Here is a 16,092-nt window from a genome sequence, read left to right as displayed (position 1 = left end):
TGATAACAAGAGGACGGATATGTCTCTACACTCTCCAGGGCTGGCGTTTCGCGCCGCGCTCAGCAAAGAAAACCCATTACAAATCGTCGGCACCATCAACGCCAATCACGCTCTGCTGGCTCAGCGTGCCGGATATCAGGCGATTTATCTCTCTGGCGGCGGCGTTGCGGCGGGGTCGTTGGGTCTGCCGGATCTCGGTATTTCTACCCTTGATGATGTACTGACCGATATTCGTCGCATTACTGACGTTTGCCCGCTGCCGCTGCTGGTGGATGCAGATATCGGTTTTGGATCGTCAGCGTTCAACGTGGCGCGAACCGTGAAGTCGATTGCCAAAGCCGGTGCCGCCGCGCTGCATATTGAAGATCAGATCGGCGCCAAGCGTTGCGGGCATCGTCCGAACAAGGCGATCGTCTCTACAGAAGAGATGGTCGACAGGATCCGCGCCGCCGTGGATGCCCGCACCGATCCCAACTTTGTGATTATGGCGCGCACCGATGCATTGGCGGTGGAAGGGTTAGAGGCGGCTATCGATCGTGCCCAGGCGTATGTCGAAGCGGGGGCCGACATGCTGTTCCCGGAAGCCATTACCGAGTTGGCGATGTACCGCCAGTTTGCCGATGCGGTGCAGGTTCCGATCCTCGCTAACATTACCGAATTTGGTGCCACGCCGCTGTTTACTACCGATGAACTGCGTAGCGCGAATGTCGCCATGGCCCTGTATCCGCTGTCTGCCTTCCGCGCCATGAACCGTGCGGCTGAACGGGTCTACAACGTGCTGCGCCAGGAAGGCACGCAAAAGAGCGTGATCGACATTATGCAGACGCGCAACGAACTGTACGAAAGCATCAACTACTACCAGTTCGAAGAGAAACTCGACGCGCTGTACACAAAAAAGTAACCGTCGTAGGCCGGATAAGGCGAAGCCGCCATCCGGCAATAAATTTGTACCCTACATATTATAAAAATGACGAGGACAACATGAGCGACACAACAATCCTGCAAAACAACACGCATGTCATTAAACCAAAAAAATCGGTTGCGCTGTCAGGCGTCGCCGCCGGAAATACCGCGTTATGCACCGTGGGTAAAAGCGGTAATGACCTGCATTATCGCGGCTACGATATTCTCGACCTGGCGCAGCAGTGCGAATTTGAAGAAGTCGCGCACCTGCTGATCCACGGGAAATTACCTACCCGCGACGAGCTCACCGCCTATAAAAGCAAACTCAAAGCGCTGCGCGGCTTACCCGCAAACGTGCGCACCGTGCTGGAAGCGCTGCCTGCCGCATCCCACCCGATGGATGTGATGCGCACCGGCGTCTCCGCGCTGGGTTGTACATTGCCGGAAAAAGAGGGACATACCGTTTCCGGCGCGCGCGATATTGCCGACAAGCTGCTGGCGTCCCTCAGTTCGATCCTTTTGTACTGGTATCACTACAGCCATAACGGCGAGCGCATTCAGCCGGAAACGGACGATGATTCCATTGGCGGGCACTTCCTGCATCTGCTGCATGGCGAAAAACCGTCGCAAAGCTGGGAAAAGGCGATGCACATTTCACTGGTGCTGTATGCCGAGCACGAATTCAACGCGTCCACCTTCACCAGTCGTGTGATTGCGGGAACCGGCTCCGATATGTATTCCGCGATTATCGGCGCGATTGGCGCGCTGCGTGGGCCGAAACACGGCGGGGCGAATGAAGTTTCGCTGGAGATCCAGCAGCGTTATGAAACGCCGGATGAAGCCGAAGCGGATATCCGCAAACGCGTGGAAAATAAAGAAGTGGTGATTGGGTTTGGTCACCCGGTTTACACCATTGCCGACCCGCGCCATCAGGTGATCAAGCGCGTGGCGAAACAGCTTTCTCAGGAGGGCGGTTCGCTGAAAATGTACAACATCGCCGACCGTCTGGAAGAGGTGATGTGGGAAACCAAAAAGATGTTCCCTAACCTCGACTGGTTCTCGGCGGTCTCCTACAACATGATGGGCGTCCCGACCGAAATGTTCACTCCGCTGTTTGTTATCGCCCGCGTGACCGGCTGGGCGGCGCACATCATCGAACAGCGCCAGGACAACAAAATTATCCGACCCTCCGCCAACTACACCGGCCCGGAAGATCGCGTATTTGTGCCGATCGAAAAGCGTTGCTAATTAAAACCTCTAAATATAAAAACAGGAGTTGTACCCTATGTCCGCACATATTTCGAACGTTCGCCCAGACTTTGACCGTGAAATCGTTGATATCGTTGATTACGTTATGAATTACGAGATCACCTCAAAGGTGGCGTACGACACCGCGCATTATTGCCTTCTCGACACCCTTGGCTGTGGCCTGGAAGCGCTGGAATATCCGGCCTGTAAAAAACTGTTAGGACCGGTGGTGCCGGGGACCGTAGTGCCGAACGGCGTTCGCGTACCGGGCACCCAGTTCCAGCTTGATCCGGTGCAGGCGGCGTTTAACATCGGCGCGATGATTCGCTGGCTGGACTTCAACGACACATGGCTGGCCGCGGAATGGGGCCATCCTTCCGATAACCTCGGCGGCATTCTGGCGACGGCTGACTGGCTGTCACGCAACGCGGTGGCGGCGGGGAAAGCGCCGTTGACCATGAAAAAAGTGCTGACCGGGATGATCAAAGCCCATGAAATTCAGGGCTGTATCGCACTGGAAAACTCCTTTAACCGCGTTGGATTGGATCACGTTCTGTTGGTAAAAGTCGCCTCCACGGCGGTGGTCGCGGAGATGCTTGGGCTGAGCCGGGATGAAATCCTCAACGCCGTTTCGTTGGCGTGGGTCGACGGCCAGTCGCTGCGTACCTATCGTCATGCGCCAAATACCGGCACGCGTAAATCCTGGGCGGCAGGCGATGCGACCTCCCGCGCAGTACGTCTGGCGTTGATGGCAAAAACGGGCGAGATGGGATATCCGTCTGCGCTGACGGCGAAAACCTGGGGCTTTTATGACGTCTCCTTCAAAGGGGAATCGTTCCGCTTCCAGCGTCCATACGGCTCTTACGTGATGGAAAACGTGCTGTTTAAAATCTCCTTCCCGGCTGAGTTCCACTCGCAGACCGCGGTAGAAGCGGCAATGACGCTGTATGAGCAACTGCAGGCCGCGGGTAAAACGGCGGCGGATATCGAAAAAGTGACCATTCGCACCCACGAAGCCTGTATCCGCATCATCGATAAAAAAGGCCCACTGGATAACCCGGCGGATCGCGATCACTGCATCCAGTATATGGTCGCCATCCCGCTGCTGTTTGGGCGTTTAACCGCGGCAGATTACGAAGACGGCGTGGCGCAGGACAAACGCATTGATGCCCTGCGCGAGAAGATCACCTGCTTCGAAGATCCGGCCTTTACCGCCGATTATCACGACCCGGAAAAACGCGCCATTGCTAACGCCATCACTCTCGAGTTCACCGACGGTTCACGTTTTGAAGAAGTGGTGGTGGAGTACCCAATCGGTCATGCGCGCCGTCGTCACGACGGTATGCCGAAGCTGGTCGAGAAGTTCAAAATCAACCTGGCACGTCAGTTCCCGACCCGTCAGCAGCAGCGCATTCTGGATGTCTCCCTGGACAGAGCCCGCCTGGAGCATATGCCGGTCAATGAGTATATGGACCTTTATGTAATCTAAACCTGCGTGCGGCAAGGCGTAAGTTCAACAGGAGAGCATTATGTCTTATAGCGAGTTTTATCAACGTTCGATTACGCAACCGGAGTCGTTCTGGGCCGAGCAGGCCCAGCGTATTGACTGGCAGCAGCCGTATACGCAGGTGCTGGATCACAGCAACCCGCCGTTTGCCCGCTGGTTTTGCGGCGGCAAGACCAATTTGTGTCATAACGCCATCGACCGCTGGGTGGAGAAACAGCCTGAGGCGCTGGCGCTGATTGCGGTGTCATCGGAAACCGAAGAAGAGCGTACCTTTACCTTTCGTCAGTTGTACGACGAAGTGAACGTGGCGGCGGCAATGTTGTTGTCTCTGGGCGTACAGCGCGGCGACAGGGTATTGGTTTATATGCCGATGATCGCCGAGGCGCACATTACGCTGCTGGCCTGCGCGCGCATTGGGGCGATCCATTCGGTGGTGTTCGGTGGCTTTGCCTCGCACAGCGTGGCGGCACGCATCGACGACGCCCAACCGGTGATTATTGTTTCGGCGGATGCCGGCGCGCGCGGGGGCAAGATCCTGCCGTATAAAAAGCTGCTCGATGATGCAATCAGTCAGGCGCAGCACCAGCCGCGTCATGTGGTATTGGTCGATCGTGGTCTGGCGAAAATGGCGCGGGTAGAGGGGCGCGACCTCGACTTTGCCGCGCTGCGCCAACAGCATCTTGGCGCGCGGGTGCCGGTGACGTGGCTGGAATCGAATGAAACCTCCTGCATTCTCTATACCTCCGGGACAACCGGTAAACCGAAGGGCGTCCAGCGTGACGTTGGCGGCTATGCGGTCGCGCTGGCAACCACGATGGATACCATTTTTGGCGGTAAAGCGGGCGGCGTGTTCTTCTGCGCGTCGGACATCGGCTGGGTGGTTGGGCATTCGTATATCGTGTATGCCCCACTGCTGGCGGGGATGGCGACGGTGGTGTACGAAGGGCTGCCAACGTATCCGGACTGCGGCGTGTGGTGGAAGATTGTTGAGAAGTATCAGGTTAGCCGGATGTTCTCCGCGCCAACGGCGATCCGCGTACTGAAGAAATTCCCGACCGCGCAGATCCGCAATCACGATCTCTCCTCGCTGGAGGTGCTGTATCTGGCTGGGGAACCGCTGGACGAACCGACCGCCAGTTGGGTAACGGAAACGCTGGGTGTCCCGGTTATCGATAATTACTGGCAGACCGAATCTGGCTGGCCAATTATGGCGATCGCCCGTGGGCTGGACGACAGGCCGTCGCGGTTGGGCAGCCCTGGCGTGCCGATGTATGGCTATAACGTGCAGTTGCTCAATGAGGTCACCGGCGAACCCTGCGCAGCGAATGAGAAGGGTATGCTGGTGATTGAAGGGCCACTGCCGCCAGGGTGTATTCAGACCATCTGGGGCGATGACACACGGTTCGTAAATACCTACTGGTCGCTGTTTTCTCGTCAGGTATATGCCACTTTTGACTGGGGCATTCGCGATGCCGACGGCTATTACTTCATCCTTGGTCGGACGGATGACGTCATTAACGTCGCCGGACATCGACTGGGTACGCGTGAGATAGAGGAGAGTATTTCCAGCTATCCAAACGTCGCAGAAGTGGCGGTGGTCGGCGTGAAAGATGCACTGAAAGGGCAGGTGGCGGTTGCATTTGTCATTCCGAAGCAGAGCGATAGCCTGGAAGACCGTGACATCGCGCATTCAGAAGAGAAGGCGATAATGGCGCTGGTGGACAGCCAGATTGGTAATTTTGGCCGTCCGGCACACGTCTGGTTTGTGTCGCAGTTGCCGAAAACGCGCTCCGGTAAAATGCTGCGTCGCACCATCCAGGCAATCTGCGAAGGCCGCGATCCCGGCGATCTGACGACCATTGACGATCCGGCGTCGCTGCAGCAAATTCGCCAGGCGATCGAGGAGTAGCGTTATTAATTGGCCCGGTGGCGCGATGCTTACCGGGTCTGGTTTCTAATCGACTTTCTTATACGGTCCGTGATAGTAATCAAACGGCGCATAGACCGTATCCGCCACAAAAGACAGCGGCACATCGATAAATAGCAGCGCTAAATCGAAATAATTATAATCGTAAGCGCCTGGGTTTTTTAGTTTAGCCATGTCGTGGTGCGTACCCACATAATAGGTATTCGAATCCTCGCCTTCCGTGCGCGCATTAATGCTGCCACATCCTGAAAGTAATGCGCTGATCAAGAACGCCATTACCGCAACCGTCTTTCTGCTCATCCTGTGACCTGAGTTTACCGTCTCGTTTACCATAGCAGGTTAAAAGCGGCTTTTTGCCCGCAAAACTTAAACCACCGGGTCAGGACTCACAGAGTGAGAATTGCACGTTGTAGGCCGGATAAACCGCGTGAGTGGTGCATCCGGCAAAGAGGCTTTTACAGCGCGACGCTTTCGCGACGACGCAGCAGGGAAAATGGCCCCGGTCCACTTAGGGTAAATACGGAAATCAGCGTGAAGCTCAATGCAATTATCCCCAGCACCAGATAAGCCCCCTGGAAACCAATGTTCTCATACATTTTCCCGGCCAGAACTGACATGAAAATCATTGCCAGCTGTTTGAAGAAACAGAAACACACCAGGTAAATCGTGGCCGAGAAACGCACTTCAAACTGACTGGTGATGTATTTGAAGCAACCGACAATCAGGAACGGTATCTCGAACATATGCAGCGTTTTGAGGATAACGACTTCCAGCGCCGTGGTGGCGAATGATGAACCAATGATCCGTACCGACATGATCGTACCGGCCAGCAGCAGGGCGTTCTTTCCGCCGATGCGGTTCACGATCAGCGGAGCAAAGAACATGATCGAGGCGTTGAGTAATTCTCCCATGGTTGTGACATAGCCAAACACACGGGTGCCCTGTTCGCCAGTGGCAAAGAACGAAGTAAAGAAGTTGGCGAACTGCTGGTCAAACACATCATAAGTACAGGAAACGCCGACCACGTACAGGGAGAGGAACCAGAGTTTTGGTTGTTTGAATAATTCCAGCGCCAGCTTCAGGCTGAAGGCTGAGTTGTTGGCGCCTACCGCATCCGCGACTTTTGCAGAAGAGGGGGCATCTGCTTTTGAAAAGAACAGCAGCAATGCCAGAATGACCGCACAGCCAGAACCTAACCAGAAGACAAACTGGTTATTGATGGTGAACATAATTCCTGCAATCGAGGCGCACAGCGCCCAGCCCACACAGCCAAACATGCGTGCGCGACCAAATTCAAACTTGCTTCGGCGGCTGGCCTTTTCAATATAGGCTTCAATCGCCGGAGCGCCGGCATTGTAAATAAAGCCAAGATAAATCCCGCCGACAATCGACCCCAGTAAAATATTAACCTGTAATAGCGGCCCAAAAACGTAAATAAAGAACGGGGCAAACATTACCAGCATTCCAGTAATTACCCACAGCAGGTGTTTTCGCAGGCCAAGCTTATCGGAAAGTAGTCCGAAAACAGGCTGGAATAATAATGAAAACAGTGAAATACAGGCGAAAATGATCCCAGTGTCACCTTTACTGATATGGTTCACATCGTGTAACCAGATCGGAAAGAAGGGGAAATAAGCACCCATAATGAAAAAGTAAAAGAAAAAGAAAAAGCCGAACATCCAAAAGTTAGTGTTTTTTAAATAATACATGACAGACTTCCTCAGGAAAAATAAGGGCAGGTCATAACCTGCCCATTATTATTATGTTTAACCCCAGATAACCTGGTAGTGATAACGTCCGGCACTCAACAAAAACTCCGACGACACGGAAGGACTCCATGAATCATCGCCGCCGACGCCCATATGGAAGCCATCAATATTGAGCCAGGTACCCGCCTCCGGTTGCAGCAGATGACGGTGGCTGGTTTCCATTAGTTGCTGTTGGCTAAAGCGGCTGATGTTGAACAGGAAGTCGCCACGCCATTGATGCGTGCCGTATCGCAGTTCGCGCGTGCCGCAGCGCAGACCGTTTTCGCTCGGGAAAACATACGGGGTGTACATCTCATCGAGTGACAGATCCCAACGGTCAAAACAGGCGGCGCTCAGGCGATCCGGGTAGTTCTCATGCGGGCCGAGACCTAACCAGTTCACACGCTCGGCGACCTGCGACAACTGGCAGCTCAGGCCAATACGCGCCGGATGCGGCGTGCCGCTGGCAATATCGACATCCACCGTTACCTGCATCTCGCCATGACCGTTGATACGATACGATTTACGGCTGATAAACAGCGTTTCACCCTGATACTGCCACGCATGTTCGGTGGTAATCAGTACTGCGTTGCTGAGCGCGTCGGCAGCACAGTGCAGTAACGTTGCTGCAACCTGATAATGACCGGCGGCCTTCCAGCGTTCAACCCAGGCATTCGGGTCAATGCGGGTTGACTCGCTGACGCCGATGTCGTTGTCCAGCGGCGCGCGGGTGAACTGGTCGGTCAGTGGGGATAACAACTGGGCTGTATCATCAAGCCAGTATTGTGTCAGCAGGCCAGACCGACGGTCGAATTGCCAACGCTTGTTGTCGTTCTCCACAGTAAAGCTGTTTTCGCTAACGTTGAGCTGTGGCGCGGTGCGGGCAGTTGGCTGCCGCGCCAGGCTGAGTTTCTCTTCCAGCTTCCACTGCTGCCAGGCGCTGATGTGCCCGGCGTCTGACCAGGCGGTGGCGCGAGGCTGTTCCACGCGCACCGTCAGCCACAGTTGGCCTGCGGTTTCCGGCATCGGGCAATCTGGCAGGGTAATCACCTGGCGGCCCTGCGGGGCAATATCCAGAACGATTTGTCCGGCGGCCAGCGGGTTGCCGTCCTGGGCAATCGACCAGTGCAGAACTTCGTTATCGCTGTGGCGGAACAGATATTCGCTGGTCACTTCAATCTGGCGTTCAGCGCCCGGCAGTAACGTAAACTGGAAAAATTGCTGTTCATGTTTGGCCTCGTATAACGCCGGATGCGGGGTGCGATCGGCGAACACCAGTCCGTTCATGCAAAATTGACGATCGTTAGGCGTGTCGCCAAAGTCGCCACCGTAGGCTGACCATGCCTTGCCATTATCATCGTGTTTAATCAGCGATTGATCCACCCAGTCCCAGACAAACCCGCCCTGCAGGCGCGGATACTGACGAAATGCCTGCCAGTATTTGGCGAAGCCGCCGAAACTATTGCCCATCGCATGGGCATATTCACAGAGAATGAGTGGACGCTGCTCGCCGGGCATCGACAGCCACTTTTTAATCGACCATTTAGGTACCGCCGGGAAGGGCTGATCCTGATCGACGCGGGCGTACATCGGGCAAATAATGTCGGTCGCCGCGGTATTCGCGCCGCCGCCTTCGTACTGTACCGGGCGTGACGGGTCTTCTGATTTTATCCAGCGATACAGCGCGTCGTGATTGACGCCATGACCGGATTCATTGCCCAGCGACCAGATGATAATGCTCGGATGGTTGCGATCGCGCTGCACCATGCGCGTCACGCGCTGGCTCATGGCAGGCAACCATGTGGGATCGTCGCTCAGGCGATTCATTGGCACCATGCCGTGGGTTTCGATATTGGCTTCGTCGACCACGTACAGGCCGTAGCGATCGCACAGGGTGTACCACAACGGATGGTTCGGGTAATGGGAGCAGCGCACGGCATTAAAGTTGTTCTGCTTCATCAGCAGAATGTCCTGCACCATCGTCGCCTCGTCCATCACCTGACCGTTGACCGGATGGTGCTCATGACGGTTGGTGCCGCGAATCAACAGCGGCTTACCGTTTAACAGTAGTAGGCCGTTTTTGATATCAATCTGACGAAAGCCGACGTCACAGGCTTCTGCTTCAATCAGCACTCCATCCGCGTTATGTAATTGCACAACGGCACGGTACAGATTGGGCGTTTCAGCACTCCACAGCGCTGGCTTTTCGACGTTCAGCCGCAGGGTAACCCGGTCATGATAAGCGCCGCGTTCATCAATAATCTCGCCGCCGAGTGGGGAGGTCGTTTCATCAGTCAGCGTTTCAGCTTCCCACAATTGCAGGGTAACGCGTAAATCTTCGCTCGCGTTGCCCGCCACTCTGACTTCTGCTTCCAGCACGGCGCGGCTGAAGTCATCGTTAAAACGGGTGTTAATGCGCAGGTCGCTGATTTGCGTGGTGGGCTTATGCAGCAAAGATATGTCGCGAAAGATACCGCTCATGCGCCACATATCCTGGTCTTCCAGATAGCTGCCGTCGCTCCATCGCAGCACCATCACGGCCAGGCGGTTTTCGCCGCGCAGCAGATAATCGCTCAGATCGAATTCAGACGGCAGACGACTGTCCTGACCGTAGCCGACCCAGCGACCGTTGCACCACAGATGAAATGCGGAATTGACGCCGTCAAAAATAATGCGCGTCTGACCTTCATCTAACCATGCGTCTTCGACATTAAATGTGAGCGAGTAACATCCCGTTGGGTTCTGTGCCGGAACGTACGGGGGATTAACCGGAATCGGGTAGGTGACGTTGGTATAAATTGGCGCGTCGTAACCGTCCATCTGCCAGTTAGAGGGGACGTTGATAGTGTCAGCCTGTGGCAGATCGTTTGTCAGCCAGCTTTCCGGCACAGCCTCCGGCGCGGGAAACCACGCGAATTGCCACTGGCCATTCAGCGAGCGTAACTGAGTTGAGCGCTGATTAGTTCGCGCATCATCTGCTGAGCGCCAGCTACAGAAAGGTGGGTGCGCCTCCAGGCGGTTGAGCTGCGTGACGCCGGGATTTTCCCAGTCGCGGCGGGCCAGAACAGCGGAGAGTGAATCTGTGTTCAGGTTCATAACGGTATCCTGTTTGAATTTGTTATTCGCTCACAATTTCAATCAAAATACGGATAAGCGCTCCCGGCTGTAAAGGATGGGGCGTTTAATGAGTGAACTGACTCACATAATTGTTATGCGTTCACATTTTAGGTGTGAGCTGAGAAACTTGCCGCGCAAGCTGGATGAGTGAATCCGCCAGCGCCCGGGGAGAGGTGGTTTGCGTATCGGGATGCAGAACCGTTTTGCGCTTCACCAGGGTTACGGGCAGCAGTTGGTTGCCCACGGTTGATTCGCCATGTGGATGTTGCAGCAGCCTGTCGACGCTGGTTTCACCCAATAATGGAAAATCCTGCCTGATGGTGGTCAGCGGTGGAATGTAGCAGGCGCTATCTTCTGTGTCATCGTAGCCGATCACCGAGATATCCATCGCCACCCGCAGGCCGAACTCGCTGATTGCCCGCATCGCGCCCAGCGCCATTTGATCGTTAGCAACCAGCATAGCGGTGGGGAGATTACCGCTATTGAGCAGATGAAGTGTTTGCTGAAAACCAGACATCGCGCTCCAGTCGCCTTCCAGCTCCGCGACGGGTTGCAACTGGTAGTACGCCAGATATTTATGCCACCCCGCATGCCGAAGCCTTGCCGAAACCGAAGTATGCGGCCCGCTCAGCAGGGCGATACGCTGATGTCCGTGCTGTACCAGATGTTCAACGCCAAGGCGTGCGCCGTCATCATGGGAGAAAATCACGCTGTTAATGGGCGTCTGGTCAGAGACATCGAGAAACAAAACCGGCACCGTACCGCAGGCGGCAGCCACGGCAATGGCGTCTTCTTCATCCAGCGGATAGTTAATGATAAGCCCGGTTACGCGTTGGGAAAGCAGGTTGTGGACCGCGGCTTTGCATGCTTCAACGCCGCTGCGCTCGACCATGGCGATCACCACGCTGGCACCGGACTGGTCGGCGCGGGATTTTATGGCGGCAACGATTTGTGAAGGGGCGTGCAGGGCAAGGTTCGCCGTCACGACGCCAATCAGCGACGTCTGTTTACCAGCCAGTTGCTGTGCGACGCGGTTAGGGATGTAATTGAGTTCCGCCATCGCGGCCTCAACTTTCTGTCGGGTTTTTGCAGAAACGTGGCTGGCCTGATTTACGACGCGCGAGACGGTCTGGTAAGAGACTCCTGCATGGTCTGCCACATCGTATAGCGTTACCGGTTTCACGTTTATCACCCCTGTCATGATGTTTTCTACGCGCTATGATGCCACAGCGGAACGGTTTTGGGGGATTTGCGCATGGGTTCTGCGAGGCGCATTCCAGGGTTGCGTCTCTGGTGCCGGAGGATTTATCGTCGTGATTATTAACAGAATAAAAAAGCGAGGACATCGTGAGCGACGTTGCGGCAAACAACATTCTGTCCATCTACCGACGTCATGCGGATGCCTTTGCCAGTCAGCGCTCTCGTACACTGTTCGAGAAAAGCTGGCTGGATAAGTTCATCACCGTGATGGGCGGGCAGGGCAGCATTGTGGATATTGGCTGCGGGAATGGTCAGCCGATTGCCGGGTATTTTATCCAGCAAGGTTTTCAACTCACAGGGATTGATGGTTCCGCAGCGATGCTGGCCCGCGCCCGGCAATCCTTTCCCGCGCAGCGCTGGCTGGAGCAAGATATGCGCGAGTTGGTACTTAACGAGACGTTCGACGGCCTGATTGCGTGGGACAGCTTTTTCCATTTAACCCAGCAAGACCAACGAAAGATGTTCCCGATCTTTGACCGGCTTAGCCATCCCGGCAGCGCGCTGATGTTTACCAGCGGTACCGGGAACGGCATTGCGATGGGGCAATTTGAAGGCGAGCCGTTATTTCACGCCAGCCTCGCGCCGGACGAATACCGCGCATTGTTGTCAGCGCATGGCTTTGCGGTGGTCGAGATGGTGATGGAAGATCCGGAATGCGCAGGGCACACGGTGTGGCTGGCGAAAAAAAGCTAAATGCCACGAAAGGTTTTGCGCCATTCGGCGGGGCTGACGCCGAAATGAGATTTAAAATGCTGACGCCAGGTGACAGGCGACTGAAAACCGACCTGTTCGGCGATGCGTTCAACGGGCAACTGACTGGACTCCAGTAACGCCTGGCTGCGGCGAAGACGCTCGACAATCAACCACTCTGCCACGCTCGATCCGGTGGCTTTCATAAAGTGACGGGTTAACGTGCGACGGCTCATCATCAGCCGCTGCGCCAGCGCATCGATACTATGCTGCTCGTGGATATGCAGGCGTAAATAATCAAGCAGGGCATTGATGCGCTGATCCTGGGTATTTTTCGCCACCGGCTGTTCGATAAATTGTGCCTGACCACCTTCGCGATGCGGCGGCACAATCATCCGCCGCGCAATCTGATTCGCTGCCGTGCTGCCAAAACGTTGGCGGATCACGTACAAACAGCAATCCAGCGCGGCGGCAGTGCCTGCTGAGGTAATAATACCGTCGTCATCCACATACAGAGCGTTGATATCCAGACGCGCCGCCGGGAAGCGGGCCTGAAAATCCTGCTCGAACTCCCAGTGCGTGGCCGCCCGTTTGCCATCCAACAGACCGGCATAGCCGAGGACAAATGCGCCCAGACACAGCCCGACAATTTGCGCGCCGTTTTGTCGGGCGCGGTTGAGCGCATCAAGCAACCCCTGCGGCGGGCGATGTGCGGTAGTGCCCCAGTAAGGGATTACCACGATGTCGGCTGCCTCCACCGCTTCATAGCCATGAGCTGCGTTAATCGAGAAACCGTCCTGCGAGGAAACAATACCGGGCTGTTCGGCGCACAATTGCACGTCGAAGCGCTTTTTCGCTGCCACTTTGTCACTGAAAATGATGCACGGCACCGAGAAGTGAAACGGGCTGAAATCTTCCACGGCGACAATAGCGACGGTAAGCGGCTGCATACGATTCCTCTGTGGATATTAAAACGTCAGGGTTTCACCATCTTCCGGCACGTTGACGCATTGCGCAATCTGGTTGTCGCTGGCGTATGACTTCAGCGCGGCGCGGGTCAACAAACAGTGGTTTATCGCCTCCATATGCGTGGCCACAATTTGTGCGTTGGGAAGGGTGAAGTGGGTTTTTAGTACATCTTCTGCGCCCATAATAATTGGGCCAAAACCGATAACGTGGGCAAAACCGGCGTTCAAAATCACCACGTCCGGTTGGAAAGTCAGCATGTTGGCTTCCACTTCGTCACGCCAGATAGTGTCTCCAACCAGATACAGCGTTTTTTCCGCCGGATGCTGAAAGATTACCCCGCAGGCATCGCCTAAACGTTCCGCCATTTGTGGGATGGCGTAAGCGCGATCTGAGCCATGCTGGCCGCCGGTTTTACGCAGGATGATGTCGCCCAGCGTGGTGTTGTGCGTCAGTACGATCAGGTGTGTGAAACCCTGATCTCGCAGTACCTGCGCATCTTGCTCATTTTGCACGTAAATCGGTTTGTCTTTCGGCACGACGCGTGCTGCAACCTCATCCCAGTGATCTTCATGCAGGTGGGTCACGATCAGCGCGTCAACGTTGAGCAGGGTGTCGATATCGACGTGCAGATCGACGGTTGGGTTGCGGATCTCCGCACGTGCCGTTCCGGCAAAGCCCGGATAAGCACTTTTTGCCGCCAGCATTGGATCGATTAGAAAAGTCTTGCCGCCAAAGGTGATGTACTGCGTGGCGTTGCGGATTTGCGTGATGTTCATGGTGTTTGCTCCACGTGTTGGGTCAGTGGTGTCATCGTAGAGTGTTGTGCATAAGTTGAATGTGGGCAAATGGGCGACTAGCGATGGGATTGGGCCAAAAGAGTAAGAATAATTTAATTTAAAAATACAAGAAATCCTAAAATGCAATAGTAATGAAGTGAAACAGCACTTAATGTCTTTACTTTTGTTTACATTTTGTGCTTTTTTTAAATGGTCGGCTGTGCTTTGCAGTCAAGTTCGCTTTCGTACTTTTTTGGAGGGTGGGGTGAAGTTCAGGGATGAAAGAAAGTTGGCATTACTGATTGGGATGTTAATTTTGCCCTTCACAACTGTTTCTGCCGCACCACTCTCTCCTGCGGATCGTAATACCATTCAGCAGCAACAGCAGCAGTTACTTAATGAAAACCAGCGCCAGCGTGAAGAGCTGGAGCGTAGCGTTACGTTGCCTGTAACCGTAACGCCGAAAACACCAGCCCGGGCTGAAGGGCCGTGTTTTATGATTTCGCGCATTGATATTGACGGCGCAACGAAGTTGTCCGCCGCTGCCTCGGCAAAGCTTATCGCGCCGTGGGTGAATCAATGCCTGGATATTCCCCGTCTGACGGAACTGACAAATGCGATTTCCGACTGGTATATCAGCCGAGGCTATATCACCAGTCGCGCCTTTTTAACCGAACAGGATCTCTCCTCCGGGGTGCTGCATATCGCGGTGCTTGAGGGGAAATTGCAGCAAATACGTCTGGAAGGCGTCCCATCGCGCACTCTGCTGATGACCTTTCCCGGAATGGAAGGAAAAATTCTCAATCTGCGTGACATTGAACAGGGGATGGAGCAGTTGAATCGGGTTCGCCAGACGCCGGTGGAAATTGAAATTTTGCCGGGCAGTCAGCAGGGGTTCTCAATAGTTAACCTCACCGCCACGCCAGAATTTCCACTCAATGGTTCAGTAAGTTTTGATAACAGCGGGCAAAAGAGCACCGGAACCGGGCAACTCAGTGGCGCATTATTTTTCAATAATATGCTCGGTCTGGCAGATAAATGGTTTATCAGCGGTGGACGCAGCAGCGATTTTTCCAGTAGCAAAGATGCGCAGAACTTCGCTACTGGCGTGAGTATTCCTTATGGCTACGGACTGCTTGATTACAGCTACAGCTGGAGTAACTACCTCAGCACTATTGATAACAATGGTTATGCCTGGCGTTCCACTGGTGATAGCGAAACCCATCGGTTGAACGGATCCTGGGTTTTGTTTCGCAATGGTGATGTCAAGACCGCTGCATCGCTGGGTCTCACGCATCGAATTAACCGTAACAGATTGAATGATGTCCTGCTGGAAACCAGTAGCCGCAAGCTTTCCAGTGTTTCGCTGGGTATCAACCATACGCAAAAAATTGCTTCTGGCGTTGCGACGTTTAATCCTTCATTCACCCAGGGCGTGCCATGGTTTGGCGCAGAGGATGACAACAATAAACAGGGGGATGTGCCAAGGGCGGAATTTCGCAAATGGAGCGTCAATGGCAGTTTTCAGCGCCCGTTGGCAGAAAGAGTGTGGTGGCTTAGCAGCGTCTATTTTCAATGGTCTGTGGACCGACTCTACGGCAGTGAGCGCCTGACGCTGGGCGGAGAAACCTCAGTTCGCGGTTTTAAAGAACAATACATTTCTGGAGATAACGGCGGCTACTGGCGCAACGAAGTGAATTATTCGCTGTTTACGTTGCCGGTATTCGGACAGATTGGCGCGATGGCGGCATTCGACGGCGGCTGGCTGAAACAGGATAGCGTTGACAGGTATGCCTCCGGCACGTTGTGGGGGGCTGCGCTGGGATTAACCAGCTCAGGGCGCTGGTTCTCCTCTCAGTTTACCGTAGGAACGCCAGTTAACTATCCGGACTGGCTAGCCCCGGATCATCTCAATGTGTATTACCGCGTTGCGGTGGCATTTTAAGG

General features: G+C 54.7%; 12 protein-coding genes. 6 read left to right on the top strand and 6 right to left on the bottom strand.

What is annotated here, in order from left to right; translation table 11 throughout:
* Positions 1-19: 19 nt before the first annotated feature.
* From prpB to prpE, 4 genes are all read left to right on the top strand, one after another.
* A complete protein-coding gene (prpB, locus tag M4I31_RS18290; RefSeq protein ID WP_085047675.1) occupies positions 20-901 on the top strand; it encodes a methylisocitrate lyase in 882 nt (293 codons plus the stop codon).
* An 80-nt stretch (positions 902-981) separates the two neighbouring features.
* Entirely contained in the window at positions 982-2,151 is a 1,170-nt protein-coding gene (gene prpC / locus M4I31_RS18285; protein ID WP_038637983.1) for a 2-methylcitrate synthase, read from the top strand.
* Between the two features lie 37 nt (positions 2,152-2,188).
* Entirely contained in the window at positions 2,189-3,640 is a 1,452-nt protein-coding gene (locus tag M4I31_RS18280; protein WP_085047674.1) for a bifunctional 2-methylcitrate dehydratase/aconitate hydratase, read from the top strand.
* Positions 3,641-3,680: 40 nt separating this feature from the next.
* On the top strand, positions 3,681-5,567 hold the full coding sequence (gene prpE, locus M4I31_RS18275) for a propionate--CoA ligase (RefSeq protein ID WP_042310270.1): 1,887 nt from the start codon (positions 3,681-3,683) through the stop codon (positions 5,565-5,567).
* Positions 5,568-5,612: 45 nt separating this feature from the next.
* Here the strand turns inward: prpE and M4I31_RS18270 are convergent, their stop codons facing one another.
* The 4 genes from M4I31_RS18270 to M4I31_RS18255 form a co-directional block, all read right to left on the bottom strand.
* Positions 5,613-5,885: a YceK/YidQ family lipoprotein gene (locus tag M4I31_RS18270; RefSeq protein ID WP_038637992.1), complete on the bottom strand. Its 273-nt coding sequence runs from the start codon at positions 5,883-5,885 to the stop codon at positions 5,613-5,615.
* A gap of 155 nt (positions 5,886-6,040) precedes the next feature.
* Positions 6,041-7,294 (bottom strand): MFS transporter, encoded by a 1,254-nt coding sequence (locus M4I31_RS18265; RefSeq protein WP_069323906.1) that lies wholly within the window; start codon positions 7,292-7,294, stop codon positions 6,041-6,043.
* A gap of 57 nt (positions 7,295-7,351) precedes the next feature.
* On the bottom strand, positions 7,352-10,429 hold the full coding sequence (locus tag M4I31_RS18260; RefSeq protein ID WP_085047673.1) for a beta-galactosidase: 3,078 nt from the start codon (positions 10,427-10,429) through the stop codon (positions 7,352-7,354).
* 121 nt (positions 10,430-10,550) lie between these two features.
* Complete coding sequence (locus M4I31_RS18255) at positions 10,551-11,642, bottom strand: LacI family DNA-binding transcriptional regulator (protein ID WP_139815551.1); 1,092 nt, start codon at positions 11,640-11,642, stop codon at positions 10,551-10,553.
* Between the two features lie 155 nt (positions 11,643-11,797).
* Here M4I31_RS18255 and M4I31_RS18250 point away from each other — a divergent pair, with 155 nt between their 5' ends.
* Positions 11,798-12,403 (top strand): class I SAM-dependent methyltransferase, encoded by a 606-nt coding sequence (locus M4I31_RS18250; protein WP_038638003.1) that lies wholly within the window; start codon positions 11,798-11,800, stop codon positions 12,401-12,403.
* Here M4I31_RS18250 and M4I31_RS18245 read toward each other — a convergent pair.
* Positions 12,400-13,350 carry a GlxA family transcriptional regulator gene (locus M4I31_RS18245; RefSeq protein ID WP_069323910.1) on the bottom strand — a complete coding sequence of 317 codons (951 nt, stop codon included), beginning with the start codon at positions 13,348-13,350 and terminating at the stop codon, positions 12,400-12,402. The genes M4I31_RS18250 and M4I31_RS18245 overlap by 4 nt on opposite strands.
* 18 nt (positions 13,351-13,368) lie before the next feature.
* A complete protein-coding gene (locus M4I31_RS18240; RefSeq protein WP_085047671.1) occupies positions 13,369-14,145 on the bottom strand; it encodes an MBL fold metallo-hydrolase in 777 nt (258 codons plus the stop codon).
* A 307-nt stretch (positions 14,146-14,452) separates the two neighbouring features.
* Between M4I31_RS18240 and M4I31_RS18235 the strand changes: the two genes are divergently transcribed.
* Positions 14,453-16,090, top strand: coding sequence for a ShlB/FhaC/HecB family hemolysin secretion/activation protein (locus M4I31_RS18235; RefSeq protein WP_201746125.1), 1,638 nt, complete (start codon positions 14,453-14,455; stop codon positions 16,088-16,090).
* The last annotated feature ends 2 nt before the right edge of the window (positions 16,091-16,092 follow it).

This window comes from Citrobacter sp. XT1-2-2 (genome assembly GCF_023516235.1).
In the GTDB taxonomy this organism is placed as follows: Bacteria; Pseudomonadota; Gammaproteobacteria; order Enterobacterales; family Enterobacteriaceae; genus Citrobacter; species Citrobacter werkmanii.
This window is presented reverse-complemented; position numbering and strand designations above follow the sequence as displayed.

Coding starts and splice junctions, on each gene's coding strand:
- prpB (WP_085047675.1), top strand. CDS start 20: ATGTCTCTACACTCTCCAGGGCTGGCGTTTCGCGCCGCGCTCAGCAAA.
- prpC (WP_038637983.1), top strand. CDS start 982: ATGAGCGACACAACAATCCTGCAAAACAACACGCATGTCATTAAACCA.
- M4I31_RS18280 (WP_085047674.1), top strand. CDS start 2,189: ATGTCCGCACATATTTCGAACGTTCGCCCAGACTTTGACCGTGAAATC.
- prpE (WP_042310270.1), top strand. CDS start 3,681: ATGTCTTATAGCGAGTTTTATCAACGTTCGATTACGCAACCGGAGTCG.
- M4I31_RS18270 (WP_038637992.1), bottom strand. CDS start 5,885: ATGAGCAGAAAGACGGTTGCGGTAATGGCGTTCTTGATCAGCGCATTA.
- M4I31_RS18265 (WP_069323906.1), bottom strand. CDS start 7,294: ATGTATTATTTAAAAAACACTAACTTTTGGATGTTCGGCTTTTTCTTT.
- M4I31_RS18260 (WP_085047673.1), bottom strand. CDS start 10,429: ATGAACCTGAACACAGATTCACTCTCCGCTGTTCTGGCCCGCCGCGAC.
- M4I31_RS18245 (WP_069323910.1), bottom strand. CDS start 13,350: ATGCAGCCGCTTACCGTCGCTATTGTCGCCGTGGAAGATTTCAGCCCG.
- M4I31_RS18240 (WP_085047671.1), bottom strand. CDS start 14,145: ATGAACATCACGCAAATCCGCAACGCCACGCAGTACATCACCTTTGGC.
- M4I31_RS18235 (WP_201746125.1), top strand. CDS start 14,453: ATGTTAATTTTGCCCTTCACAACTGTTTCTGCCGCACCACTCTCTCCT.